The organism is Streptomyces sp. NPDC057428, from assembly GCF_042803195.1.
GTDB lineage: Bacteria > Actinomycetota > Actinomycetes > Streptomycetales > Streptomycetaceae > Streptomyces.
Genome location: NZ_JBHVCT010000038.1, coordinates 18,669 through 42,913 on the forward strand (window position 1 = coordinate 18,669; position 24,245 = coordinate 42,913).

The 24,245-nt window shown below is 71.0% G+C and carries 22 protein-coding genes; 21 read left to right on the forward strand and 1 reads right to left on the reverse strand.

The annotated features are described in order from the left end of the window. Positions 1 to 88 precede the first annotated feature (88 nt). The 7 genes from aroC to nusB all read left to right on the forward strand — a co-directional run bounded on the left by aroC (position 89) and on the right by nusB (position 6,500). A complete protein-coding gene (gene aroC / locus ACFU5K_RS16985; RefSeq protein WP_384061907.1) occupies positions 89 to 1,273 on the forward strand; it encodes a chorismate synthase in 1,185 nt (394 codons plus the stop codon). Beyond that, positions 1,270 to 2,916, forward strand: coding sequence for a 3-dehydroquinate synthase (gene aroB, locus ACFU5K_RS16990; RefSeq protein ID WP_384061910.1), 1,647 nt, complete (start codon positions 1,270 to 1,272; stop codon positions 2,914 to 2,916). Before aroC ends, aroB begins: the two co-directional genes overlap by 4 nt. Next, entirely contained in the window at positions 2,913 to 3,356 is a 444-nt protein-coding gene (gene aroQ / locus ACFU5K_RS16995; RefSeq protein WP_384061913.1) for a type II 3-dehydroquinate dehydratase, read from the forward strand. Before aroB ends, aroQ begins: the two co-directional genes overlap by 4 nt. A gap of 107 nt (positions 3,357 to 3,463) precedes the next feature. Then, entirely contained in the window at positions 3,464 to 4,273 is an 810-nt protein-coding gene (locus ACFU5K_RS17000) for a Pro-rich N-terminal domain-containing protein (protein WP_384061916.1), read from the forward strand. A gap of 70 nt (positions 4,274 to 4,343) precedes the next feature. Continuing rightward, positions 4,344 to 5,450 (forward strand): M24 family metallopeptidase, encoded by a 1,107-nt coding sequence (locus ACFU5K_RS17005; RefSeq protein WP_384061918.1) that lies wholly within the window; start codon positions 4,344 to 4,346, stop codon positions 5,448 to 5,450. Between the two features lie 49 nt (positions 5,451 to 5,499). Next, positions 5,500 to 6,066, forward strand: coding sequence for an elongation factor P (gene efp / locus ACFU5K_RS17010; RefSeq protein WP_299540949.1), 567 nt, complete (start codon positions 5,500 to 5,502; stop codon positions 6,064 to 6,066). Positions 6,067 to 6,068: 2 nt separating this feature from the next. Beyond that, positions 6,069 to 6,500 carry a transcription antitermination factor NusB gene (gene nusB, locus ACFU5K_RS17015; RefSeq protein ID WP_384061922.1) on the forward strand — a complete coding sequence of 144 codons (432 nt, stop codon included), beginning with the start codon at positions 6,069 to 6,071 and terminating at the stop codon, positions 6,498 to 6,500. Between the two features lie 194 nt (positions 6,501 to 6,694). Here nusB and bldD read toward each other — a convergent pair whose 3' ends face one another. After that, on the reverse strand, positions 6,695 to 7,195 hold the full coding sequence (gene bldD, locus ACFU5K_RS17020) for a transcriptional regulator BldD (protein ID WP_014157378.1): 501 nt from the start codon (positions 7,193 to 7,195) through the stop codon (positions 6,695 to 6,697). 221 nt (positions 7,196 to 7,416) lie between these two features. Between bldD and pyrR the strand changes: the two genes are divergently transcribed. From pyrR to ACFU5K_RS17090, 14 genes are all read left to right on the forward strand, one after another. After that, positions 7,417 to 8,001, forward strand: a complete 585-nt coding sequence (pyrR, locus tag ACFU5K_RS17025) for a bifunctional pyr operon transcriptional regulator/uracil phosphoribosyltransferase PyrR (RefSeq protein ID WP_384061925.1) — start codon at positions 7,417 to 7,419, stop codon at positions 7,999 to 8,001. A 91-nt stretch (positions 8,002 to 8,092) separates the two neighbouring features. After that, positions 8,093 to 9,109, forward strand: a complete 1,017-nt coding sequence (locus ACFU5K_RS17030) for an aspartate carbamoyltransferase catalytic subunit (RefSeq protein ID WP_384061928.1) — start codon at positions 8,093 to 8,095, stop codon at positions 9,107 to 9,109. 2 nt (positions 9,110 to 9,111) lie between these two features. Beyond that, positions 9,112 to 10,398 (forward strand): dihydroorotase, encoded by a 1,287-nt coding sequence (locus ACFU5K_RS17035; protein ID WP_384061931.1) that lies wholly within the window; start codon positions 9,112 to 9,114, stop codon positions 10,396 to 10,398. After that, entirely contained in the window at positions 10,395 to 11,006 is a 612-nt protein-coding gene (locus ACFU5K_RS17040) for a hypothetical protein (protein WP_384061934.1), read from the forward strand. The genes ACFU5K_RS17035 and ACFU5K_RS17040 overlap by 4 nt, the downstream gene beginning before the upstream one ends. Continuing rightward, positions 11,003 to 12,145, forward strand: a complete 1,143-nt coding sequence (gene carA, locus ACFU5K_RS17045; protein WP_384061936.1) for a glutamine-hydrolyzing carbamoyl-phosphate synthase small subunit — start codon at positions 11,003 to 11,005, stop codon at positions 12,143 to 12,145. Before ACFU5K_RS17040 ends, carA begins: the two co-directional genes overlap by 4 nt. Continuing rightward, positions 12,138 to 15,446: a carbamoyl-phosphate synthase large subunit gene (carB, locus tag ACFU5K_RS17050; RefSeq protein ID WP_384061939.1), complete on the forward strand. Its 3,309-nt coding sequence runs from the start codon at positions 12,138 to 12,140 to the stop codon at positions 15,444 to 15,446. Before carA ends, carB begins: the two co-directional genes overlap by 8 nt. Before the next feature lie 60 nt (positions 15,447 to 15,506). Then, complete coding sequence (locus ACFU5K_RS17055) at positions 15,507 to 16,616, forward strand: quinone-dependent dihydroorotate dehydrogenase (RefSeq protein WP_384061943.1); 1,110 nt, start codon at positions 15,507 to 15,509, stop codon at positions 16,614 to 16,616. Beyond that, the gene (gene pyrF, locus ACFU5K_RS17060) at positions 16,613 to 17,452 is read left to right on the forward strand and encodes an orotidine-5'-phosphate decarboxylase (protein ID WP_384061946.1); all 840 of its coding nucleotides are present in this window, start codon (positions 16,613 to 16,615) and stop codon (positions 17,450 to 17,452) included. Before ACFU5K_RS17055 ends, pyrF begins: the two co-directional genes overlap by 4 nt. A 245-nt stretch (positions 17,453 to 17,697) precedes the next feature. After that, positions 17,698 to 18,021 (forward strand): integration host factor, encoded by a 324-nt coding sequence (locus ACFU5K_RS17065; RefSeq protein ID WP_024490957.1) that lies wholly within the window; start codon positions 17,698 to 17,700, stop codon positions 18,019 to 18,021. A gap of 38 nt (positions 18,022 to 18,059) precedes the next feature. After that, positions 18,060 to 18,677, forward strand: coding sequence for a guanylate kinase (gene gmk / locus ACFU5K_RS17070; protein ID WP_384061949.1), 618 nt, complete (start codon positions 18,060 to 18,062; stop codon positions 18,675 to 18,677). 105 nt (positions 18,678 to 18,782) lie between these two features. After that, positions 18,783 to 19,055: a DNA-directed RNA polymerase subunit omega gene (rpoZ, locus tag ACFU5K_RS17075; RefSeq protein ID WP_003970369.1), complete on the forward strand. Its 273-nt coding sequence runs from the start codon at positions 18,783 to 18,785 to the stop codon at positions 19,053 to 19,055. Between the two features lie 180 nt (positions 19,056 to 19,235). Next, on the forward strand, positions 19,236 to 20,438 hold the full coding sequence (gene coaBC, locus ACFU5K_RS17080; RefSeq protein WP_384061952.1) for a bifunctional phosphopantothenoylcysteine decarboxylase/phosphopantothenate--cysteine ligase CoaBC: 1,203 nt from the start codon (positions 19,236 to 19,238) through the stop codon (positions 20,436 to 20,438). Positions 20,439 to 20,676: 238 nt separating this feature from the next. Beyond that, positions 20,677 to 21,900 (forward strand): methionine adenosyltransferase, encoded by a 1,224-nt coding sequence (gene metK, locus ACFU5K_RS17085; RefSeq protein ID WP_384061955.1) that lies wholly within the window; start codon positions 20,677 to 20,679, stop codon positions 21,898 to 21,900. Positions 21,901 to 22,038: 138 nt separating this feature from the next. Continuing rightward, entirely contained in the window at positions 22,039 to 24,183 is a 2,145-nt protein-coding gene (locus ACFU5K_RS17090; protein ID WP_384061958.1) for a primosomal protein N', read from the forward strand. Positions 24,184 to 24,245 lie beyond the last annotated feature (62 nt).

The window sequence follows — 24,245 nt, forward strand, 5'->3', positions numbered from 1 at the left end:
CCGGACGTGGGAGGATCGGTGGTGGCGGGCCAGGGCCGCGCACCCGGTCGCGCCGTCGCAGTTTCAGGCGCGAGCATGAGGAGCACCGTTGAGCAGGTTGCGCTGGCTGACCGCGGGGGAGTCGCACGGCCCCGCACTGGTGGCGACGCTGGAGGGTCTTCCCGCCGGTATCCCCGTCACCACGGAGATGGTGGCGGACGCGCTCGCCCGGCGACGGCTCGGATACGGGCGCGGCGCGCGGATGAAGTTCGAGCAGGACGAGGTTACCTTCCTCGGCGGCGTCCGGCACGGTCTGACCATGGGCTCGCCCGTCGCGGTCATGGTGGGCAACACCGAGTGGCCCAAGTGGGAGCAGGTCATGTCGGCCGACCCGGTCGACCCCGAGGTGCTCGCGACGCAGGCCCGCAACGCCCCCTTGACCCGCCCCCGGCCCGGTCACGCCGACCTGGCGGGGATGCAGAAGTACGGCTTCGACGAGGCCCGGCCCATCCTGGAGCGTGCCAGCGCCCGTGAGACCGCCGCCCGTGTGGCCCTCGGCGCCGTGGCCCGCTCCTACCTCAAGGAGACCGCGGGCATCGAGATCGTCAGCCACGTCGTCGAGCTGGCCGCGGCCAAGGCGCCGTACGGCGTCTACCCCAAGCCCTCCGACGTCGAGCGGCTCGACGCCGACCCGGTGCGCTGTCTGGACGCGGACGCGTCGAAGGCGATGGTCGCCGAGATCGACCAGGCCCACAAGGACGGCGACACCCTCGGCGGTGTCGTCGAGGTGCTCGCGTACGGCGTGCCCGTCGGCCTCGGCTCGCACGTGCACTGGGACCGCAGGCTCGACGCCCGCCTCGCCGCCGCGCTGATGGGTATCCAGGCCATCAAGGGCGTCGAGGTCGGCGACGGCTTCGATCTGGCCCGGGTGCCGGGATCCAAGGCGCACGACGAGATCCTCGCCACCGAGAACGGCATCAAGCGCGCCTCCGGCCGCTCCGGCGGCACCGAGGGCGGCCTCACCACTGGTGAGCTGCTGCGGGTGCGCGCCGCGATGAAGCCCATCGCCACCGTGCCGAAGGCGCTCGCCACCATCGACGTGGTGACCGGCGAGGCGGCGAAGGCCCACCACCAGCGATCCGACGTCTGTGCCGTCCCGGCCGCCGGCATCGTCGCCGAGGCCATGGTGGCCCTGGTGCTGGCCGACGCGGTCGCGGAGAAGTTCGGCGGCGACAGCGTCGCCGAGACCCACCGCAACGTGCAGTCGTACCTCTCCCACCTCCAGATCCGGTGAGCGGGCCGCTGATCGTCCTGGTCGGCCCGATGGGGGTCGGCAAGTCCACGGTGGGCGAGCTGCTCGCGGAGCGTCTGGGCGCCGGGTACCGCGACACCGACGCGGACGTCGTCGCCACGACCGGCAAGGCGATCTCCGAGATCTTCTTCGACGAGGGCGAGGAGCACTTCCGCGCGCTGGAAGGGGAGGCCGTACGGGCCGCCCTGGCCCAGCACACGGGAGTCCTCGCCCTCGGCGGCGGCGCCGTACTGGACGCCGAGACCCGGGCACTGCTGGCCGGGCGCCGGGTCGTCTACCTCTCGATGGACGTGGACGAGGCCGTGCGGAGGGTCGGGCTGAACACCGCGCGCCCCCTCCTCGCGGTGAACCCGCGGCGGCAGTGGCGCGAACTCATGGACGCCCGGCGCCACTTCTACGAGGAAGTGGCGCTGGCCACCGTCGCCACCGACGACCGCACCCCCGAAGAGGTCGCCCAGGCGATCCTCGACGCACTGGAACTGCCGGAGCGCACGGGTGAGCCCGTGGCGTCCGGCCGGGAGAACACAGCAATGACCGAGCACGGCACCACGCGCATCCAGATCGCCGGCACGGCGGGCACCGACCCCTACGAGGTACTCGTGGGCCGCCAGCTCCTCGGCGAGCTGCCTGGCCTCATCGGCGACCGCGTCAAGCGGGTCGCCGTCCTGCACCCCGAGGCGCTCGCCGAGACCGGTGAGGCGATCCGCGAGGACCTCGCGTCCCAGGGCTACGAGGCCATCGCGATCCAGTTGCCGAACGCCGAGGAGGCCAAGACCGTCGAGGTCGCCGCCTACTGCTGGAAGGCGCTGGGCCAGACCGGTTTCACCCGCACCGACGTCATCGTCGGCATCGGCGGCGGGGCCACCACCGACGTCGCGGGCTTCGTCGCGGCCTCCTGGCTGCGCGGGGTGCGGTGGATCGCCGTACCGACGACCGTGCTCGGCATGGTCGACGCGGCCGTCGGCGGCAAGACCGGCATCAACACGGCCGAGGGCAAGAACCTCGTCGGCGCCTTCCACCCGCCCGCCGGGGTGCTCTGCGACCTCGCCGCGCTGGACTCGCTGCCGGTGCACGACTACGTCTCCGGCATGGCCGAGATCATCAAAGCGGGCTTCATCGCCGACCCGGTGATCCTCGACCTGGTCGAGGCAGACCCCCAGGGCGCCCGTACGCCCGCCGGCCCGCACACCGCGGAACTGATCGAGCGCTCCATCCGGGTCAAGGCGGAGGTCGTCTCCAGCGACCTCAAGGAATCCGGGCTCCGGGAGATCCTCAACTACGGGCACACGCTGGCCCACGCCATCGAGAAGAACGAGCGCTACAAGTGGCGCCACGGCGCCGCCGTCTCCGTCGGCATGGTCTTCGCCGCCGAACTGGGCCGTCTCGCGGGGCGTCTGGACGACGCCACCGCCGACCGGCACCGCGCCGTCCTGGAGTCCGTCGGCCTGCCGCTCACCTACCGCGGCGACCAGTGGCCCAAGCTCCTGGAGAACATGAAGGTCGACAAGAAGTCCCGCGGCGACCTGCTGCGCTTCATCGTCCTGGACGGAATCGGCAAGCCCACCGTGCTCGAAGGCCCCGACCCGGCCGTGCTGCTCGCCGCCTACGGGGAGGTCTCAGCGTGAGCCCCCGCAGGGTCCTCGTGCTCAACGGGCCCAACCTCGGACGTCTCGGCTCGCGCGAGCCCGACGTGTACGGGGCGACGTCGTACGCCGGTCTCGTCGACACCTGCCAGGCAGTCGGCAAGGAACTCGGCTTCGACGTCGAGGTCCGCGAGACCAACGACGAGGGCGAGCTGATCCGCTGGCTCCACGAGGCGGCGGACGCCTCCCTCCCGGTCGTCATCAACCCGGGTGCGTTCACGCACTACTCGTACGGAATGCGGGACGCGGCGGCACAGCGCACCGCCCCGCTGATCGAGGTGCACATCTCGAATCCGTACGCACGCGAGGAGTTCCGCCACACCTCGGTGATCGCCCCGGTGGCCACCGGGACCGTCGCGGGGTTCGGGATCGGCTCCTACCGGCTCGCCCTGCGCGCCATCGCCGGTGAACTGACGGACTGACACCGGGCACTTCGTGCCCTCCCCGCCCGTTCACGGCGTGGCGGCCGGGGAGGGTACCGTTGCCGTCGACCAGCGCCAGTTGCCTGCACGAGACGGAGTGGCACCGGATGCAGCACGCAGTGGGGGCCCCGCTGCCGCCGCCCCAGGGTTCCGGGAACGGACCGTGGGCGCACCAGGCCCAGCACCCAGGCCATCCGGGCGGCCCGGGGACGCCGCCTCCCGCGGCACCGGCGCCCCATGCGCCGCCCACGCCCCGGCACGCCCCGGTGCAGCCCTCCAGGGAGTCCACCGGGCACGTCCAGCTGCCACCCGGCGGCCCCGTACCGCTGCCCGCGCCGCCCGCCGAGCCGGGCACCGGAGCGGCGACCCTGGCGGTACTGCTCATCGGTCCCGCCGGAGCGGGCAAGACCACGGTCGCCAAGCTCTGGGCGGGCCGCCGCCGAGTCCCCACCGCGCACGTCTCGCTCGACGACGTCCGTGAGTGGGTCTGCTCCGGCTTCGCCGACCCGCAGGCCGGATGGAACGACCAGTCCGAGGCCCAGTACCGCCTGGCCCGGCGCACCTGCGGCTTCGCCGCCCGCAACTTCCTCGCCAACGGCATCTCCTGCATCCTCGACGACGCCGTCTTCCCGGACCGGCCCGTCGTCGGCCTCGGCGGCTGGAAGCGCCACGTCGGCCCCGGCCTGCTGCCCGTCGTCCTGCTGCCCGGCCTCGAGGTCGTCCTGGAGCGCAACGCGGCCCGCAGCGGGAACCGCAGGCTCTCCGACGAGGAGGTGGCCCGGATCCACGGCCGGATGGCCGGCTGGTACGGCTCGGGTCTGCCGATCATCGACAACTCCACCTACGACGTCGAGACGACCGCCCGGGTCCTCGACGACGTCCTGGCCCGCTCCATAGCCAGCCCGCCCGCCTGGTGACGGCCTGGCGGGACCCCGGTCGGATGCGCTGACCGGGCGGGCTGCCGCCCGCGCTCGTAGGCTCGAAAACATGTCAGAGGTGTACGCCGTCCGACGCGGGCTGCTGCGCGACCGTTACGCCGCCGCCGGATCCGCGGCGGCCCTGGTCTCGCGCCCCGCCAACGTCCGCTACCTCGCGGGCGCCGCCCCGCCAGGGGCCGTGCTGCTGCTCGGCCCCCGCGAGGACGTCCTGCTCTGCCCCCGTGCTCCGTCCGACCACTCCGTGCACGGCAGCCCCGACGAACAGCTGCGGCTGAGCATCCTGCCCGACCCGGCTGGCGACCCCGTCGTCGCCGCGGCCGGCCTGGCCCTCTCCTCGGACGCCGGTTCGCTCTCCGTAGAGGAGAACGACCTCACGGTCGCCCGGCACCGCGCCATGCTCTCCGTCGCTCCCGGGCTGCGCCTGGCCGACCTCGGCCTCGCCGTGCAGCAGCTGAGGATCGTCAAGGACGAGGAGGAGCTCGCCTGCCTGCGGATCGCCGCCGAGATCACCGACCACGCGCTCGGAGAACTCCTGGAGTCGATCCTCGTCGGCCGTACCGAACGCCACCTGGCCCTGGAACTGGAGCGCCGGCTGGTGGACCACGGCGCGGACGGGCCGGCCTTCCCCACCTCTGTCGGGACCGGTCCCAACTCGGGCAGGGGGCGGCACCGGCCCTCGGACCGAAGGGTCGAGGAGGGCGATTTCCTTTCGGTCTGCCTCGGTGCGAACTATCGCGGATACCGCTGCGAGATCGGGCGTACCTTCGTCATCGGGACCAGTCCCGCGGACTGGCAGATCGACCTCTACGACCTCGTTTTCGCCGCTCAGCGGGGGGCGAGGGAGGCTCTCGTACCAGGAGCCGCCTACCGCGACGTGGACCGGGCGGCCCGCCAGCTCCTGGACTCCGCGGGCCACTCGGAAGGGCTCCAGCCCGCTACCGGGCACGGGGTCGGGCTCGAAATCGACGAGGACCCGCAGTTGGCACCGACAGCCATGGGTAAACTGGACGCTTGTGTGCCGGTCACCGTCGAACCGGGGGTCCACCTCCCGGGCCGGGGCGGTGTCCGGATCGATGACACGCTCGTCGTGCGCCCCGAGGCGGACGGCGGACCCGAGCTACTCACCATTACGACCAAGGAGCTGCTCGCGCTCTAGCGCGCATCCTCGGTCGTCCACCAGCTTCAGTCCAGGAGATTCCGCAACCGTGGCTTCCACGAACGACCTCAAGAACGGCCTGGTGCTCAAGCTCGACGGAGGCCAGCTCTGGTCCGTCGTCGAGTTCCAGCACGTCAAGCCCGGCAAGGGCCCCGCCTTCGTGCGCACCAAGCTCAAGAACGTGCTCTCCGGCAAGGTCGTCGACAAGACGTTCAACGCCGGCGTGAAGGTCGAAACGGCCACCATCGACCGCCGGGACATGCAGTTCTCGTACATGGACGGCGAGTACTTCGTCTTCATGGACATGGACACGTACGACCAGCTCATGGTCGACCGCAAGTCCGTCGGTGACGCCGCCAACTTCCTGATCGAGGGCTTCACCGCCTCCGTCGCCCAGCACGAGGGCGAGGTGCTCTACGTCGAGCTGCCCGCCGCGGTCGAGCTGACCATCCAGCACACCGACCCGGGCGTCCAGGGCGACCGCTCCACCGGTGGCACCAAGCCCGCCACCCTGGAGACCGGTTACGAGATCGGTGTCCCGCTCTTCATCACCACCGGCGAGAAGATCAAGGTCGACACCCGCACGGGCGACTACCTCGGCCGGGTGAACAGCTAACCGTGGCTGCTCGGAACAAGGCCCGCAAGCGCGCCTTCCAGATCCTCTTCGAGGCCGACCAGCGCGGTGAGTCCGTGCAGACGGTCCTCGCGGACTGGGTGCGGCTCTCGCGGACCGACGACCGTCAGCCGCCGGTCGGCGAATTCACGATGGAGCTGGTCGAGGGGTACGCGCAGTACGCGCACCGCATCGACGACCTCATCGTCACCTACGCGGTGGACTGGGAGATCGACCGCATGCCGGTCGTCGACCGGAGCATCCTGCGGCTCGGCGCGTACGAGCTGATCTGGATGGACTCCACTCCGGACGCCGTGGTGATCGACGAGGCGGTACAGCTCGCCAAGGAGTTCTCCACGGACGACTCCCCGGCCTTCGTGAACGGCCTGCTGGCCCGGTTCAAGGACCTCAAGCCGAACCTCCGCCGGGAGCAGTAGCGGTCCGGCGGCGTTGAGCCGAACGAAGGGCCCACGGCCGATCCCCTGAACTCAGGATCCGGCCGTGGGCCCTTCGGCGTACCCGGCGCCCGCGTGCGGCCGGTGAGGCTGCGGACGAGGTACGGAAAAAGCCGGGCCGGCGGGGCGCCGTGAGGCACCCCACCGACCCGGCGGTACGTTTCTGCGGGGGCTGGTCAGCCCTCGTCGTGGGCCACCGCGCGGCGCGCGTCCGCGTCCAGCACGCCCCAGCTGATCAGCTGCTCCGTGAGCACCGAAGGCGACTGGTCGTAGATCACGGCCAGGGTGCGGAGGTCGTCCTGGCGGATCGAGAGCACCTTGCCGTTGTAGTCGCCGCGCTGGCTCTGGATCGTCGCCGCGTAACGCTGCAGCGGACCTGCCTTCTCCGGCGGCACGTGGGCGAGGCGCTCGAGGTCGAGGACCAGCTTCGGCGGCGGCTCGGCGGCACCGCCGGGCGTCGTGCCGGGCAGGAGCTCCTGGACCGGGACGCCGTAGAAGTCGGCCAGCTCGGCAAGGCGCTGCACGGTCACGGCGCGGTCGCCGCGCTCGTAGGAACCGACCACGACGGCCTTCCAGCGGCCCTGCGACTTCTCCTCCACGCCGTGGAGGGAGAGGCCTTGCTGGGTGCGGATGGCGCGGAGCTTGGCCCCGAGCTGCTTTGCGTATTCGCTGGACATAGGGCTCCCCGGACGCTGGAACGTGTCGCGGCTGGGCCGCGTGGCTGGTAACTCACTGTGAGGTTACGCAGCGTTACTTGGCTGCGTCAAGCCGAAAGGTCCGCTGTGCCACCTCCTGGGGGTGGGGCCGAGGTCTCGCGCAAGTCCTGGTAACGTGGATGACGCAATTTCGACGTCCTTTAACGTCCGTCCAGTGAGGCGGAGAAGGAGGTCCGTTTCTTATGGACGCACAGCATGACCACACCGGCAATGCGGCACGCCCCGTTCTCGAGGCTCCCGACATCGCCCGGGTTCTGACCCGAATCGCCCACGAGATCGTCGAACGCGCCAAAGGCGCCGACGACGTGGTGCTCCTGGGCATCCCGACGCGAGGGGTCTTCCTCGCCCGTCGGCTCGCCGGGAAACTCGAGGAGATCACCGGCCTGAAGACGCCGGTCGGATCGCTCGACATCACGATGTACCGCGACGACCTCAGGATGCGCCCCGCGCGCACCATCGGACGCACCGAGATCCCCGGTGAGGGCATCGAGGGCCGCCTCGTCGTGCTCGTCGACGACGTGCTCTTCTCCGGCCGTACGATCCGCGCGGCACTCGACGCGCTCGGCGACATCGGCCGGCCCCGTGCCGTGCAGCTCGCGGTCCTCGTCGACCGCGGCCACCGCGAACTCCCGATCCGCGCCGACTACGTCGGCAAGAACCTCCCCACGTCCCTGCGGGAGACGGTCAGGGTCCAGCTCTCCGAGGAGGACGGCCGCGACGCCGTGCTGCTCGGCATCAAGCAGACCGTCCCGGCGGGCGAGCAGTAGTTGCCGTCCGGTTCCGTGCGCCCCACCGGCAGCCCGGCAGCTTCAGCACGCCCGTTTGCCTGAATCCTCCCCCCCCTCTCGGAGATCCCAGATGCTGCGCCCTCCCGGGGAACACCCCCGGCCCCCCCGTCACCTCATCTCCGCCGCCGACCTCACCCGCGACGACGCCGTCCTGATCCTCGACACCGCCGAGGAGATGGCGCGGGTCGCGGACCGGCCGATGAAGAAGCTCCCCACCCTGCGGGGCCGTACCGTCGTCAACCTCTTCTTCGAGGACTCGACGAGGACCCGGATCTCGTTCGAGGCCGCCGCCAAGCGGCTCTCCGCGGACGTCATCAACTTCTCCGCGAAGGGCTCGTCCGTCTCCAAGGGCGAATCGCTCAAGGACACAGCCCTGACGCTCGAAGCCATGGGAGCGGACGCCGTCGTCATCCGGCACGGTGCCTCCGGGGCCCCGTACCGCCTCGCGACGTCCGGCTGGATCGACAGCGCGGTCGTCAACGCCGGTGACGGGACGCACGAGCACCCCACCCAGGCGCTGCTGGACGCCTTCACGATGCGCCGCAGGCTGGTCGGTCCCGACGCCGGGATCGGCCGTGACCTCGAAGGCCGCCGGATCACGATCGTCGGTGACATCCTGCACAGCCGGGTGGCCCGCTCCAACGTCCACCTGCTGCACACCCTCGGCGCGCACGTCACCCTGGTGGCCCCGCCGACCCTCGTGCCCGTCGGCGTCGAGCAGTGGCCCTGCGACGTCAGCTACCGCCTCGACGACGTGCTGCCGAAGTCGGACGCGGTCATGATGCTGCGTGTTCAGCGCGAGCGCATGAACGCCGCCTACTTCCCCACCGAGCGCGAGTACTCCCGCCGCTACGGCCTGGACGGCGAGCGCATGGCCCGGATGCCCGAGCACTCCATCGTCATGCACCCCGGTCCGATGGTCCGCGGCATGGAGATCACCGCCGAGGTCGCCGACTCCGACCGGTGCACCGCCGTGGAGCAGGTCGCGAACGGCGTGTCCACGCGCATGGCCGTCCTCTACCTGCTGCTGGGCGGCTCCGAGACCGCCCTGACGTCCGCCTCCGCCCGTACCGAGGAGAACAAGTAACCATGAGCAAGACCCTTATCCGCGGTGCGAAGGTCCTCGGCGGCGAGCCGCAGGACGTCCTCATCGACGGCGAGAGCATCGTCGCGACCGGCACCGGCCTGGAGGCCGAGGGCGCCACCGTGATCGAGGCGCAGGGCCAGATCCTGCTGCCCGGCCTCGTCGACCTGCACACCCACCTGCGCGAGCCCGGCCGTGAGGACTCCGAGACGGTGCTCACCGGCACCAGGGCAGCGGCGATCGGCGGCTTCACGGCCGTCCACGCCATGGCCAACACCTTTCCCGTCGCCGACACCGCCGGTGTCGTCGAGCAGGTCTGGCGGCTCGGCAAGGAGTCCGGTTACTGCGACGTGCAGCCCATCGGCGCCGTCACCGTGGGCCTGGAGGGCAAGCAGCTCGCCGAGCTCGGCGCCATGCACGACTCCGCCGCCGGAGTGAAGGTCTTCTCCGACGACGGCAAGTGCGTCGACGACGCGGTGATCATGCGCCGCGCCCTGGAGTACGTGAAGGCCTTCGACGGCGTCGTGGCCCAGCACGCCCAGGAGCCCCGCCTCACGGAAGGCGCCCAGATGAACGAGGGCGTCGTCTCGGCCGAGCTCGGTCTCGGCGGCTGGCCCGCCGTCGCCGAGGAGTCGATCATCGCCCGCGACGTGCTGCTCGCCGCCCACGTCGGCTCCCGGGTGCACATCTGCCACCTGTCGACCGCCGGTTCCGTCGAGATCGTGCGCTGGGCCAAGTCCAAGGGCTGGAACGTCACGGCCGAGGTCACGCCGCACCACCTGCTGCTGACCGACGAACTCGTGCGGTCCTACAACCCGGTCTACAAGGTGAACCCGCCGCTGCGCACCGAGGCGGACGTCATGGCACTGCGCGAGGCCCTCGCCGACGGCACCATCGACTGCGTGGCCACCGACCACGCGCCGCACCCGCACGAGGACAAGGACTGCGAGTGGGCGGCGGCCGCCATGGGGATGGTGGGTCTGGAGACCGCGCTGTCCGTGGTCCAGCAGACGATGGTGGACACCGGCCTCCTCGACTGGGCGGGAGTCGCGGACCGCATGTCGTCGCGTCCCGCGGCCATCGGCCGGCTCGAGGGACACGGCCGCCCCGTCTCGGCGGGTGAGCCCGCCAACCTCACCCTGGTCGATCCGGCATACCGTGGAGCAGTGGACCCCGCGGGCTTCGCCTCCCGCAGCCGCAACACTCCGTACGAGGGTCGCGAGCTGCCCGGCCGAGTGACCCACACCTTCCTGCGGGGCCGTGCCACGGTCGTCGACGGGAAGCTCGCGTGACAACACTCAACCCCAGTTCTCAGCTGTACCGGCTGGCGGCCGGCCAGAAGTCAGCCGAGGTGACGGACTGGTCCGCCCGCATCAGCTGGGTCCTCGGACTGATCGTCTTCGTCGCGTTCGTCTACTGGCTGATGCGCCAGGGATGGAAGTGGCGGGGGACCCTGCAGTCCGGTCTGCCCGAGCTCGCGACCACCCCCGAGGGGTTCGCTGACACCGGGAAGCTGCTCACCCTGACCGGCCGCTACCACGCCTCGACGACCGCCGGGCAGTGGCTCGACAGGATCGTGGCCCACGGCCTCGGCACCCGGAGCCGCGTCGAGCTCACCCTCACCGAACAGGGCCTCGACGTGGTGCGCCCCGGTGCCCGCGACTTCTTCGTCCCGGCAGCCGCGCTGCGCGGAGCCAGGCTCGACAAGGCACTCGCGGGCAAGGTCCTGCCCGAAGGCGGCCTGCTGGTCATCACCTGGGCGCTCGGCGACCAGCTGATCGACTCGGGCTTCCGCTCCGACCACGCGGCCGAGCACCAGGCCTGGGTCGACGCGATCGACAACCTCGGCGGCGCAGCCGCCGACCAAACCACCAGCACGACGGAAGGCACCGCACGATGACGATCTCCACCCGGGGAGCCGGAAAAGCTCCCGCCGTACTCGTCCTGGAGGACGGCCGCTCCTTCCGCGGCCGCGCCTACGGGGCCGTGGGGGAGACCTTCGGAGAGGCTGTCTTCTCCACCGGCATGACCGGTTACCAGGAAACGCTCACCGACCCCTCGTACCACCGCCAGGTGGTCGTCATGACCGCCCCGCACGTCGGCAACACCGGGGTCAACGACGAGGACCCCGAGTCGAAGCGGATCTGGGTCTCCGGCTACGTCGTGCGCGACCCCGCGCGGATGCCCTCCAACTGGCGTTCGCGCCGGTCCCTCGACGAGGAGCTCGCGAGCCAGGGCGTCGTCGGCATCAGCGGTGTCGACACCCGCGCCCTCACCCGCCACCTTCGCGAGCGCGGCGCGATGCGCGTCGGCATCTTCTCGGGCGAGGGCCTCGCCGACCAGGAGACGCTCCTCGCCCGCGTGCGCCAGGCCCCGGAGATGGCCGGCGCCGACCTCGCGGCCGAGGTCGCCACCAAGGAGGCGTACGTCGTACCGGCCGTCGGCACCAAGAAGTTCACGGTCGCGGCCATCGACCTCGGCATCAAGGGCATGACCCCGCACCGCATGGCGGAGCGCGGCATCGAGGTCCACGTGCTGCCGGCGACGGCCACCCTGGAGGACGTGTACGCGGTCGCACCCGACGGCGTGTTCTTCTCCAACGGACCCGGTGACCCGTCCACCGCCGACCACCCGGTCTCCGTGATGCGGGGGGTCCTGGAGCGGAAGACCCCGCTCTTCGGCATCTGCTTCGGCAACCAGATCCTGGGCCGCTCGCTCGGCTTCGGCACGTACAAGCTGAAGTACGGCCACCGCGGCATCAACCAGCCGGTGCAGGACCGCACGACCGGCAAGGTCGAGGTCACCGCGCACAACCACGGCTTCGCCGTCGACGCTCCGCTCGACAAGGTCTCCGACACGGAGTTCGGCCGGGCCGAGGTCTCCCACGTATGCCTGAACGACCAGGTCGTCGAAGGGCTGCAGCTGCTCGACCAGCCGGCCTTCAGCGTCCAGTACCACCCCGAAGCAGCCGCGGGCCCGCACGACGCCGCGTACCTCTTCGACCGTTTCGTCACCCTGATGGAGGGCCAGCGTGCCTAAGCGCTCCGATATCCAGTCCGTCCTGGTCATCGGCTCAGGCCCGATCGTGATCGGTCAGGCCGCCGAATTCGACTACTCCGGCACCCAGGCCTGCCGCGTGCTCAAGGCCGAGGGCCTGCGCGTGATCCTGGTGAACTCCAACCCGGCGACGATCATGACCGACCCGGAGATCGCCGACGCCACGTACGTCGAGCCGATCACCCCCGAGTTCGTCGAGAAGATCATCGCCAAGGAGCGCCCCGACGCCCTGCTCCCGACCCTGGGAGGCCAGACCGCGCTCAACACCGCGATCTCCATGCACGACAACGGCGTGCTGGAGAAGTACGGCGTCGAGCTCATCGGCGCCAACGTCGAGGCCATCAACAAGGGCGAGGACCGCGACCTCTTCAAGGGAGTCGTCGAGGCCGTCAAGGCCAAGATCGGCTACGGCGAGTCCGCCCGCTCCGTCATCTGCCACACCATGGACGACGTCATCGCGGGCGTCGACACCCTCGGCGGCTACCCCGTCGTCGTCCGCCCCTCCTTCACGATGGGCGGCGCCGGCTCCGGCTTCGCCCACGACGAGGAGGAGCTGCGCCGCATCGCCGGCCAGGGCCTCACGCTCTCACCGACCACCGAGGTGCTCCTGGAGGAGTCCATCCTCGGCTGGAAGGAGTACGAACTGGAGCTGATGCGCGACCGGAACGACAACGTCGTGGTCGTCTGCTCCATCGAGAACTTCGACCCCATGGGCGTCCACACCGGTGACTCCATCACGGTCGCCCCGTCGATGACGCTCACCGACCGTGAGTACCAGCGGCTGCGCGACATCGGTATCGCGATCATCCGCGAGGTCGGCGTCGACACCGGCGGCTGCAACATCCAGTTCGCCATCGACCCCGCCGACGGGCGGGTCATCGTCATCGAGATGAACCCGCGCGTCTCCCGCTCCTCCGCGCTCGCCTCCAAGGCCACCGGCTTCCCGATCGCCAAGATCGCCGCCAAGCTGGCCGTCGGTTACACGCTGGACGAGATCCCGAACGACATCACCGAGAAGACGCCGGCCTCCTTCGAGCCGACCCTCGACTACGTCGTGGTCAAGGCCCCGCGCTTCGCCTTCGAGAAGTTCCCCTCCGCCGACTCCACCCTCACCACCACCATGAAGTCGGTGGGTGAGGCCATGGCCATCGGCCGGAACTTCACCGAGGCGCTGCAGAAGGCCCTGCGCTCACTGGAGAAGAAGGGCTCTCAGTTCGCCTTCACCGGTGAGACCGGCGACAAGGCCGAGCTGCTCGCCGAGGCGGTCCGCCCGACGGACGGGCGCATCAACACCGTCATGCAGGCGATCCGCGCCGGCGCCACGCAGGAAGAGGTCTTCGAAGCCACGAAGATCGACCCGTGGTTCGTCGACCAGCTCTTCCTGATCAAGGAGATCGCCGACGAACTGGCGGCGGCGGAGCGCCTCGACACCGACCTGCTCGCCGAAGCCAAGCGGCACGGTTTCTCCGACTCCCAGATCGGCGAGATCCGCGGTCTGCGTGAGGACGTCGTGCGGGAGGTCCGGCACGCGCTCGGTATCCGCCCGGTCTACAAGACGGTGGACACCTGCGCGGCGGAGTTCGCCGCGAACACGCCGTACTTCTACTCCTCCTACGACGAGGAGAGCGAGGTCGCGCCCCGCACCAAGCCCGCGGTGATCATCCTCGGCTCCGGCCCGAACCGCATCGGCCAGGGCATCGAGTTCGACTACTCGTGCGTCCACGCCTCGTTCGCCCTGAGCGACGCGGGCTACGAGACCGTGATGGTCAACTGCAACCCGGAGACCGTCTCCACGGACTATGACACCTCCGACCGGCTCTACTTCGAGCCGCTCACGCTGGAGGACGTCCTGGAGATCGTGCACGCGGAGTCGCTCGCCGGCCCGATCGCCGGTGTCATCGTGCAGCTCGGCGGCCAGACCCCGCTGGGCCTCGCGCAGGCACTCAAGGACAACGGCGTCCCGGTGGTCGGTACGTCCCCCGAGGCCATCCACGCCGCCGAGGACCGGGGCGCCTTCGGCCGGGTGCTCGCCGAGGCCGGTCTGCCCGCCCCGAAGCACGGCACCGCGACCACGTTCGCCGAGGCCAAGGCCATCGCCGACGAGATCGGCTACCCCGTCCTCGTCCGCCCCAGCTACGTGCTCGGCGGCCGCGGTATGGAGATCGTCTACGACGAGACCCGCCTCTCCTCGTACATCGCGGAGTCCACCGAGATCAGCCCCACCCGGCCGGTCCTGGTCGACCGATTCCTCGACGACGCGATCGAGATCGACGTCGACGCGCTCTACGACGGCACCGAGCTCTACCTCGGCGGCGTCATGGAGCACATCGAGGAGGCCGGCATCCACTCCGGCGACTCCGCCTGCGCGCTGCCCCCGATCACGCTCGGCGGCTACGACATCAAGCGGCTGCGCACCTCGACCGAGGCCATCGCCAAGGGAGTCGGCGTCCGCGGACTGATCAACATTCAGTTCGCGCTCTCCGGTGACATCCTGTACGTCCTGGAGGCCAACCCGCGTGCCTCGCGGACCGTCCCCTTCACCTCGAAGGCGACCGCCGTCCCGCTGGCGAAGGCCGCCGCCCGGATCTCCCTCGGCGCGACCGTCGCGGAGCTGCGCGCGGAGGGCCTGCTGCCCAAGGTGGGCGACGGCGGCACGCTGCCGCTGGACGCGCCGATCTCCGTCAAGGAGGCCGTCATGCCGTGGTCGCGCTTCCGCGACGTCCACGGCCGCGGCGTCGACACGGTCCTCGGCCCGGAGATGCGCTCCACCGGTGAAGTCATGGGCATCGACTCGGTGTTCGGCACCGCCTACGCCAAGTCGCAGGCGGGCGCCTACGGTCCGCTGCCCACCAAGGGCCGGGCCTTCATCTCCGTCGCCAACCGCGACAAGCGCTCGATGATCTTCCCGGCCCGTGAACTCGTCGCCCACGGCTTCGAACTGTTCGCGACCTCCGGCACCGCCGAGGTGCTCAAGCGCAACGGCATCAACGCCACCGTCGTGCGCAAGCAGTCCGAGGGTGAGGGCCCCAACGGTGAGAAGACCATCGTCCAGCTGATCCACGACGGCGGGGTCGACCTCATCGTCAACACCCCCTACGGCACCGGCGGCAGGCTCGACGGTTACGAGATCCGTACCGCCGCCGTGGCCAGGTCCGTGCCGTGCCTCACGACGGTCCAGGCCCTCGCCGCGGCCGTCCAGGGCATCGACGCGCTCAACCACGGAGGGGTCGGCGTACGTTCCCTCCAGGAACACGCGGAACATCTGACCGCGGCACGCGACTAGCAGCCAGGCCCAGCAGGGGGACACCGGAAACGGTGTCCCCCTCTTCATGAGGACACCGTGATGTACAAACTCTTCTTCCAGCTGGTCTTCAAGCGGATGGACCCGGAGCAGGCCCATCACGCGGCGTTCCGCTGGATCCGCCTCGCCGCCCGGATCCCCGTGCTGCGCACCTTCGTCGCCGCCGCGCTCGCCCCCCGTCACCAGGCGCTGCGCACCGAGGCGTTCGGCCTGAGGATGCACGGCCCCTTCGGACTCGCCGCCGGCTTCGACAAGAACGCCGTCGCGATCGACGGCATGTCGATGCTCGGGTTCGACCACATCGAGATCGGCACGGTCACCGGCGAGCCGCAGCCGGGCAACCCCAGGAAGCGGCTGTTCCGCCTGGTCGCGGACCGGGCGCTGATCAATCGCATGGGCTTCAACAACGAGGGCTCGGCGGCAGTGGCGGAGCGCCTCGCCACACGCACCCCGGTCTTCCGCACGACCGTGGGCGTCAACATCGGCAAGACCAAGGCCGTCCCTGAGGCCGAGGCCGTGGGCGACTACGTGAAGTCCACCGAGCGGCTCGCCGCCCACGCCGACTACCTCGTCGTGAACGTCTCGTCCCCCAACACGCCGGGTCTGCGCAACCTCCAGGCCACGGAATCGCTCAGGCCCCTGCTCACCGCGGTGCGCGAGGCGGCCGACCGCACCGTGCCGGACCGGCGCGTCCCGCTGCTCGTCAAGATCGCCCCCGACCTCGCGGACGAGGACGTCGACGCCGTCGCGGACCTCGCCGTGGAGCTCGGCCTGGACGGCATCATCGCCACCAACACCACCATCGCCCGCGACGGCCTCGGCCTGAAGTCCCCGGCGACGCTGACGGGGGAGACCGGCGGACTCTCCGGCGCACCCCTCAAGGAGCGCTCCCTGGAGGTCCTGAGCCGCCTCTACGCCCGCGTGGGGACCCGGATCACCTTGGTGGGCGTCGGAGGCGTGGAGACCGCCGAGGACGCCTGGCAGCGCATCCTCGCCGGCGCCACGCTCGTCCAGGGCTACAGCGCCTTCATCTACGAGGGTCCGCTCTACGCCCGCGCGATCCACAAGGGACTGGCCGCCCGTCTGGCCGCCTCCCCCTACGCCAGCCTCGCCGAAGCCGTCGGCGCCGAGACACGGAAGGCCACACAGTGACGCTCGAACCCTTCGGCGCGCGCCTGCGCCACGCCATGGACACCCGCGGGCCGCTCTGCGTCGGCATCGACCCGCACGCCTCCCTCCTGACCTCATGGGGCCTGAACGACGACATCGCGGGCCTCGAGCGCTTCACGCGTACGGTCGTCGAGGCCCTGGCCGACCGGGTCGCCGTCCTGAAGCCCCAGTCCGCGTTCTTCGAGCGCTTCGGCTCGCGCGGCGTCGCCGTCCTGGAGAAGGCGGTCGAGGAGGCCCGCGCGGCCGGGGCCCTCGTGCTCATGGACGCCAAGCGCGGGGACATCGGCTCCACGATGGGCGCCTACGCGGCCACCTACCTCGACAAGGACTCGCCGCTCTTCTCCGACGCGGTCACCGTCTCGCCCTACCTGGGCTTCGGCTCGCTGCGCCCGGCTCTCGACGCCGCCGCCGTCTCCGGTGCGGGCGTGTTCGTACTCGCACTCACCTCCAACCCGGAGGGCGCTGAGGTCCAGCGGGCCACCGCCGCGGACGGGCGGACGCTGGCCCAGGTGATGCTCGACCACATGGCGGCGGAGAACGAGGGCGCGACCCCGCTCGGCTCCGTCGGCGCGGTGGTCGGTGCCACTCTCGGGGACACGGGCGCCGATCTGTCGATCAACGGCCCGCTGCTCGCTCCCGGAATCGGCGCCCAGGGCGCGACGCCCGCCGACCTGCCCCGCGTCTTCGGCGCCGCGGTGCGCAATGTCGTGCCCAGCGTGAGCCGGGGTGTGCTCCGCCACGGACCGGACGCGTCAGGGCTGCGCGAAGCCGCCGGACGGTTCGCGGACGAGGTCCGTTCGGCCGTCCCGGAAAGCTGACCATGCCACGTAACAGGCGGCTGACGGAATCCTGACCAGAAATCCGGGTTGTTATGGCCGAAATGTCCCGGTCGGCCAAGGCTGACCAGGACTTTTCGTCTGTTCTCGCTGACTTCGGGCGGCCTTGGCGGCTAGTCTCCGTCGAGAGCCAACGAGCACAAGCTGTTCGTTGCTCACCAGGTGCGGAGCCATCAGGTTCCTCACCGGTCCGTATCCGACAGATCGACATCCGAGGTGACGTAGGCGTGGCTCTTCCGCCCCTTACCCCTGAACAGCGCGCAGCCGCGCTCGAAAAGGCCGCCGCGGCTCGCCGGGAGCGGGCCGAGGTCAAGAATCGACTCAAGCACTCCGGCGCCTCCCTCCACGAGGTCATCAAGTCGGGACAGGAGAACGACGTCATCGGCAAGATGAAGGTCTCCGCCCTGCTGGAGTCCCTGCCGGGCGTGGGCAAGGTCCGCGCCAAGCAGATCATGGAGCGGCTCGGCATCTCCGAGAGCCGCCGGGTCCGGGGTCTCGGCTCCAACCAGATCGCATCTTTGGAGCGTGAGTTCGGCGGCAGTCCCGCCTGACGTTCTCAGGCACTCCTGAGAAGCTGGATAATCGCTCCATGGCTGCAACATCCCGGGGGACGTCCCCCGTACCCCCGGACGTACGTCCGCGGCTGACCGTGCTCTCCGGCCCCTCCGGGGTCGGCAAGAGCACGGTCGTCGCTCACATGCGCAAGGTTCACCCCGAGGTGTGGCTCTCCGTGTCGGCCACGACACGCAAGCCGCGCCCCGGGGAGAGCAACGGCGTCCACTACTTCTTCGTGGACAACGAGGAGTTCGACAAGCTGATCGCCAATGGCGAGCTGCTGGAGTGGGCCGAGTTCGCGGGCAACCGCTACGGCACACCCCGTCGTGCCGTGCTCGACCGCCTGGAAGCGGGTGAGCCGGTGCTGCTGGAGATCGACCTGCAGGGTGCCCGGCTGGTCCGGCAGTCCATGCCCGAGGCCCAGCTGGTCTTCCTGGCCCCTCCGAGCTGGGACGAACTGGTGCGCAGGCTCACCGGCCGTGGGACCGAGGCGCCCGATGTGATCGAGCGCAGGCTCACGGCCGCCAAGGTCGAGCTGGCCGCCGAGGACGAGTTCGACACGACGCTCGTCAACACCTCCGTCGAGGACGTGGCACGCGAGCTGCTAACCTTGATGCTGCAGGCTTCCGGCCTCCACGGCATCGACGACTGACCTTCACCGGTCCCCTCGCCGGACCGCGGGCGCAGAGCATCACCACTGCGGAAACCAGCACGATCAAAGATCTCTTTGATCTCTATCCCCTTCGGAAGGCAGAGAGTGTCCTCTTCCATCACCACGCCCGAGGGCATCATCAACCCGCCGATTGATGAGCTCCTCGAGGCCACCGACTCGAAGTACAGCCTTGTGATCTACGCCGCCAAGCGTGCGCGTCAGATCAACGCGTACTACTCGCAGCTCGGTGAAGGCCTCCTTGAGTACGTCGGTCCGCTCGTCGACACCCACGTGCACGAGAAGCCGCTCTCGATCGCGCTCCGCGAGATCAACGCGGGTCTGCTGACCTCCGAGGCCATCGAGGGCCCCGCGCAGTAAGCAGGCGGTACGCGGTACACGCACCTTCACCACAGGCCCGGCGGTCGTCACCGCCGGGCCTGTGGTGTGTCCGGCGCAGGGCCCGTCGTGGGCCGGCGGGCGCCGTGAGGCAGCATGGAGTCCATACGCCACAGGCCGCCGGAGGCCGGGTGCGCAGAGACACGAGTGCGGGGAGACGCAGTGGACAAGCCGAGGGTCGTCCTGGGGGTCAGCGGAGGCATCGCCGCGTACAAGGCGTGCGAGCTGCTGCGCAGGCTGACCGAGTCCGGCCACGACGTGCGGGTCGTGCCGACCGCGGCGTCGCTCAACTTCGTCGGCGCCGCCACATGGTCGGCCCTGTCCGGGAACCCCGTGTCCACCGAGGTCTGGGAGAGCGTGCACGAGGTACCGCACGTGCGGATCGGCCAGGGCGCCGACCTCGTGGTGGTCGCCCCGGCAACCGCCGACATGCTCGCCAAGGCGGCCCACGGCCTGGCCGACGACCTCCTCACCAACACCCTGCTCACCGCCCGCTGTCCGGTCGTCTTCGCCCCTGCCATGCACACCGAGATGTGGGAGCACCCCGCCACCCAGGAGAACGTCGCCACGCTGCGCCGCCGCGGTGCCGTCGTCATCGAGCCCGCCGTCGGCCGGCTCACCGGCGTCGACACGGGCAAGGGCCGGCTGCCCGACCCGGCGGAGATCTTCGAGGTCTGCCGGCGCGTCCTGACCCGGGGTCCTGGCGCACCCGACCTCGCCGGCCGTCATGTGGTGATCAGTGCGGGCGGTACCCGCGAACCCCTCGACCCGGTCCGCTACCTGGGCAACCGTTCCTCCGGCAAGCAGGGCTACGCGCTGGCCCGCACCGCCGTCGCCCGGGGGGCCAGGGTGACGCTGATCGAGGCCAACACGGGGCTCCCCGACCCCGCCGGGGCGGACGTCCGGCACGCCGGGACCGCCGTGCAGCTCCGGGAAGCCGTGCTGAAGGCGGCGGCCGACGCCGACGTGGTGGTGATGGCGGCGGCGGTCGCCGACTTCCGCCCCGCCGAGTACGCCACAGGCAAGATCAAGAAGAAGGACGGCCAGGAACCCGCGGCCGTCGCCCTCGTCCGCAACCCCGACATCCTCGCCGAGGTCGCCGCCGAGCGGGCCCGGCCGGGGCAGATCGTCGTCGGGTTCGCGGCCGAGACGGACGACGTCCTCGCCAACGGCCGCGAGAAGCTCCGCCGCAAGGGCTGTGACCTCCTCGTCGTCAACGAGGTGGGGGAGCGCAAGACCTTCGGTTCCGAGGAGAACGAGGCGGTCGTGCTGGGGGCCGACGGCGGCGAGACCGCTGTGCCGTACGGACCCAAGGAAGCGCTCGCCGACACGGTGTGGGACCTCGTGGCTGCACGCTTCGGCTAGATCGCCACTCCGGATCCGGTGGAACGGCAATCCAGCAAAAGGCCCATATCCGCCACCCGAAAGAGGGGATTGTCGTACCGTCGTCAACAGTGCCGCAGGTCACAGACCTCCCAAGGGGCGAGACGTGTGGCCCAATCACCGGATGTGACCGATAAACTGGTCGACGGAATGTGCCGGGCGCAGCTCCCGGCAGTCCAACAATGATCAGCCAGCAGCCGCTGCAACCCCAGGGAGCGATGTGTCCCGCCGTCTCTTCACCTCGGAGTCCGTAACCGAGGGCCACCCCGACAAGATCGCTGACCAGATCAGCGACACGATTCTCGACGCGCTCCTGCGTGAGGACCCTTCCTCGCGCGTCGCCGTGGAGACCTTGATCACCACTGGTCTGGTGCACGTCGCGGGCGAGGTCACGACCAAGGCCTACGCCGACATCCCCAACCTCGTGCGCAACAAGGTCCTGGAGATCGGATACGACTCCTCCAAGAAGGGCTTCGACGGAGCCTCCTGCGGTGTCTCGGTGTCCATCGGGGCGCAGTCCCCCGACATCGCACAGGGTGTCGACACCGCGTACGAGAAGCGGGTCGAGGGTGCCTCCCGGAGGGAAGAGGAGGACGAGCTGGACAAGCAGGGCGCCGGCGACCAGGGGCTGATGTTCGGCTACGCCTGCGACGAGACGCCCGAGCTGATGCCGCTCCCGATCTACCTGGCGCACCGGCTCTCCCGCCGGCTCTCCGAGGTCCGCAAGAACGGGACCATCCCGTACCTGCGCCCCGACGGCAAGACCCAGGTCACCATCGAGTACGACGGTGACAAGGCCGTCCGTCTCGACACGGTCGTCGTCTCCTCGCAGCACGCCTCGGACATCGACCTGGACTCGCTGCTCGCCCCCGACATCCGTGAGTTCGTCGTGGAGCACGTCCTCTCGCAGCTCGTCGGGGACGGCATCAAGCTCGACACCGAGGGCTACCGCCTGCTGGTGAACCCGACCGGCCGATTCGAGATCGGCGGCCCGATGGGCGACGCCGGTCTGACCGGCCGCAAGATCATCATCGACACTTACGGCGGCATGGCCCGCCACGGCGGTGGCGCCTTCTCGGGCAAGGACCCGTCCAAGGTCGACCGTTCGGCCGCCTACGCCATGCGCTGGGTCGCCAAGAACGTCGTGGCCGCCGGTCTCGCCACGCGCTGCGAGGTCCAGGTCGCCTACGCGATCGGCAAGGCCGAGCCGGTGGGCCTGTTCGTCGAGACCTTCGGCACCGCGGCGGTCGACACCGAGAAGATCGAGCACGCCATCGGCGAGGTCTTCGACCTGCGCCCGGCCGCGATCATCCGCGACCTCGATCTGCTCCGCCCGATCTACGCCCAGACCGCGGCGTACGGTCACTTCGGCCGCGAGCTGCCCGACTTCACGTGGGAGCGCACCGACCGCGTGGACGCGCTGCGCACGGCGGCGGGTCTCTAGTACCGCTCCCGCCGTCCTCCGTTCCGGGGCCCGGACACCGCCACACGGTGTCCGGGCCCCGGAACGTCCGCCCGGACCTCGCGGGAAGCCCCACGGCGTCCGGGCCGGCTGTCGGCGGCATCTGGTAGGAATTCAGCTGTGAGCAGCGACGACGAGCGGCCCGACGAGCCCGAGGCAGGGGCACCGGAGCAGCTTGCGCTCATCCGGGAGACGGTGCGCGCGGCCAAGGTGCCGCGCGCCAAGCCCAGGACCTGGCGAGGGGCCGCGCTCGCCGGGGAGCTGCCGGTCGCCCGCGTCCTGGTGAACAAAGGCGCCCTCCACCTCGACCAGTACTTCGACTACGCCGTCCCCGAGGAGCTCGACGCCGACGCGCAGCCCGGTGTGCGCGTGCGGGTGCGGTTCGGCGCCGGCGGCCGGCAGGTCCGCGGCGGAAGGCGCGAGGGCGGCGGTCTCATCGACGGCTTCCTGATCGAGCGGCGGGCCTCGTCCGACTACCAGGGCGCGCTCGCGGCCCTCGCCTACGTCGTGTCCCCCGAACCGGTGCTGGGACCGGAGCTGCTGGAGCTCTCGCGTGCCGTCGCGGACCGTTACGCAGGCAGTCTCGCGGATGTGCTGCAGCTCGCCGTGCCGCCCAGGAACGGCCGCGCGGAGTCCAAGCCCTCGCCCGCACCTCTGCCCGTGCCGCCCGCTCCGTCCGCCGGGACCTGGGAGCGCTACGCGCAGGGGCCCGCGTTCCTGCGGGCACTGAGCGAAGGCGGTGCGCCGAGGGCCGTCTGGACGGCGCTTCCGGGACCGCACTGGCCCCAGGAGATCGCCCGCGCGATGGCCGCGACCCTCGCCTCGGGCCGGGGCGCGCTCGTCGTCGTACCGGACGGGCGCAGCGCGGGGCGGGTGGACGCCGCGCTGACCGAGATCCTGGGGGAGGGCCGCCACGCACTGCTGACCGCCGATTCCGGACCCGAGAAGCGCTACCGGCAGTGGCTGGCGGTGCGCCGCGGCTCCGTGCGCGCGGTGGTCGGCACCAGGGCCGCGATGTTCGCCCCGGTCGCCGACCTCGGCCTGGTGGCGGTCTGGGACGACGGGGACTCCAGCCACAGCGACGACAACGCCCCCTTCCCGCACGTCCGGGAGGTGCTGGAGCTGAGGGCGGCGCACGGCCGCTGCGCGTTCCTGCTGGGCGGGACGAACTGCACCGTGGAGGCCGCGCAGCTCGTCGAGAGCGGCTGGGCCCTGCCCCTGCGCGCGGAGCGTGAGCAGCTGCGGATCGCCGCCCCCCTGGTGCGCACGGTGGGCGACGGGGAGCTCGCGCGGGACGGAGCCGCCCGCTCGGCGCGGCTGCCCAGCCTGGCCTGGCAGACCGTCCGGGACGGGCTGCGCAGTGGCCCCGTACTCGTCCAGGTGCCCCGCCGCGGATACGCACCCCGGCTGGCCTGCGAGCGCTGCCGCGAGCCCGCCCGGTGCAGGCACTGCGCGGGGCCGCTCCAGGCGCCGGACCAGCGGGACCTCGACTGCGCCTGGTGCGGACGGGCAGAGACAGCCTGGAGCTGCACCGCCTGTGGGGGTCTGCGGCTGCGCGCGCAGATCGTCGGCGCCCGCCGGACGGCCGAGGAGCTGGGGCGCGCCTTTCCCGCCGTCCCCGTGCGGACGTCGGGCCGGGACCATGTGCTGGACTCCGTGCCCGACCAGCCCGCCTTGGTCGTCAGCACACCGGGGGCGGAGCCGGTGGCCGAGGGCGGTTACGCGGCGGCCCTGCTGCTGGACGCCTGGGCGATGGTCGGGCGGCCCGATCTGAGGGCGGGGGAGGAGGCGCTGCGGCGCTGGACGGCGGCCGCGGCGTTGGTGCGCGGGCAGCCGGAGGGGGGCACCGTCGTGATCGTGGCCGAGCCGACCCTGCGGCCCGTGCAGGCCCTGGTCCGATGGGACCCGGTGGGGCACGCCCGCCGGGAGCTCGCCGAGCGGGCCGAGCTCGGCTTCCCGCCGGTGTCCCGGATGGCCTCGGTCACGGGTCCGCAGGAGGCGGTGGCCGCCTACCTCGCCACTGCCGAGCTGCCCGCCGAGGCCGAGGTGCTCGGACCCGTACCCGTCGCCCGGGCCGTGCCGGGCAGGCCGCGCAGGCAGGGTGACGCCCCGCTGGGTGAGACCTGGGAGCGGGCGCTGATCAGGGTCCCGCCGGGCCGCGGATCAGCACTGGCGGCCGCACTCAAGGCCGCGCAGGCGGCCCGGACGGCCCGCGCCGCCGGTGACCCGGTAAGGATCAGGATCGACCCGCCGGACATCGGCTGACGCAGGGGCCGCCCCCCCCGTGCGCCTGTGCGGCCCCGCGGGGCCCGGGGGAGACGGGCCGC

Bases quoted from the DNA above. Each gene is read 5' to 3' on its own strand.
- ACFU5K_RS17000 (WP_384061916.1), top strand. From the start codon at position 3,464: ATGCAGCACGCAGTGGGGGCCCCGCTGCCGCCGCCCCAGGGTTCCGGG.
- ACFU5K_RS17005 (WP_384061918.1), top strand. From the start codon at position 4,344: ATGTCAGAGGTGTACGCCGTCCGACGCGGGCTGCTGCGCGACCGTTAC.
- bldD (WP_014157378.1), bottom strand. From the start codon at position 7,195: ATGTCCAGCGAATACGCAAAGCAGCTCGGGGCCAAGCTCCGCGCCATC.
- pyrR (WP_384061925.1), top strand. From the start codon at position 7,417: ATGGACGCACAGCATGACCACACCGGCAATGCGGCACGCCCCGTTCTC.
- ACFU5K_RS17030 (WP_384061928.1), top strand. From the start codon at position 8,093: ATGCTGCGCCCTCCCGGGGAACACCCCCGGCCCCCCCGTCACCTCATC.
- ACFU5K_RS17035 (WP_384061931.1), top strand. From the start codon at position 9,112: ATGAGCAAGACCCTTATCCGCGGTGCGAAGGTCCTCGGCGGCGAGCCG.
- carA (WP_384061936.1), top strand. From the start codon at position 11,003: ATGACGATCTCCACCCGGGGAGCCGGAAAAGCTCCCGCCGTACTCGTC.
- ACFU5K_RS17055 (WP_384061943.1), top strand. From the start codon at position 15,507: ATGTACAAACTCTTCTTCCAGCTGGTCTTCAAGCGGATGGACCCGGAG.
- gmk (WP_384061949.1), top strand. From the start codon at position 18,060: ATGGCTGCAACATCCCGGGGGACGTCCCCCGTACCCCCGGACGTACGT.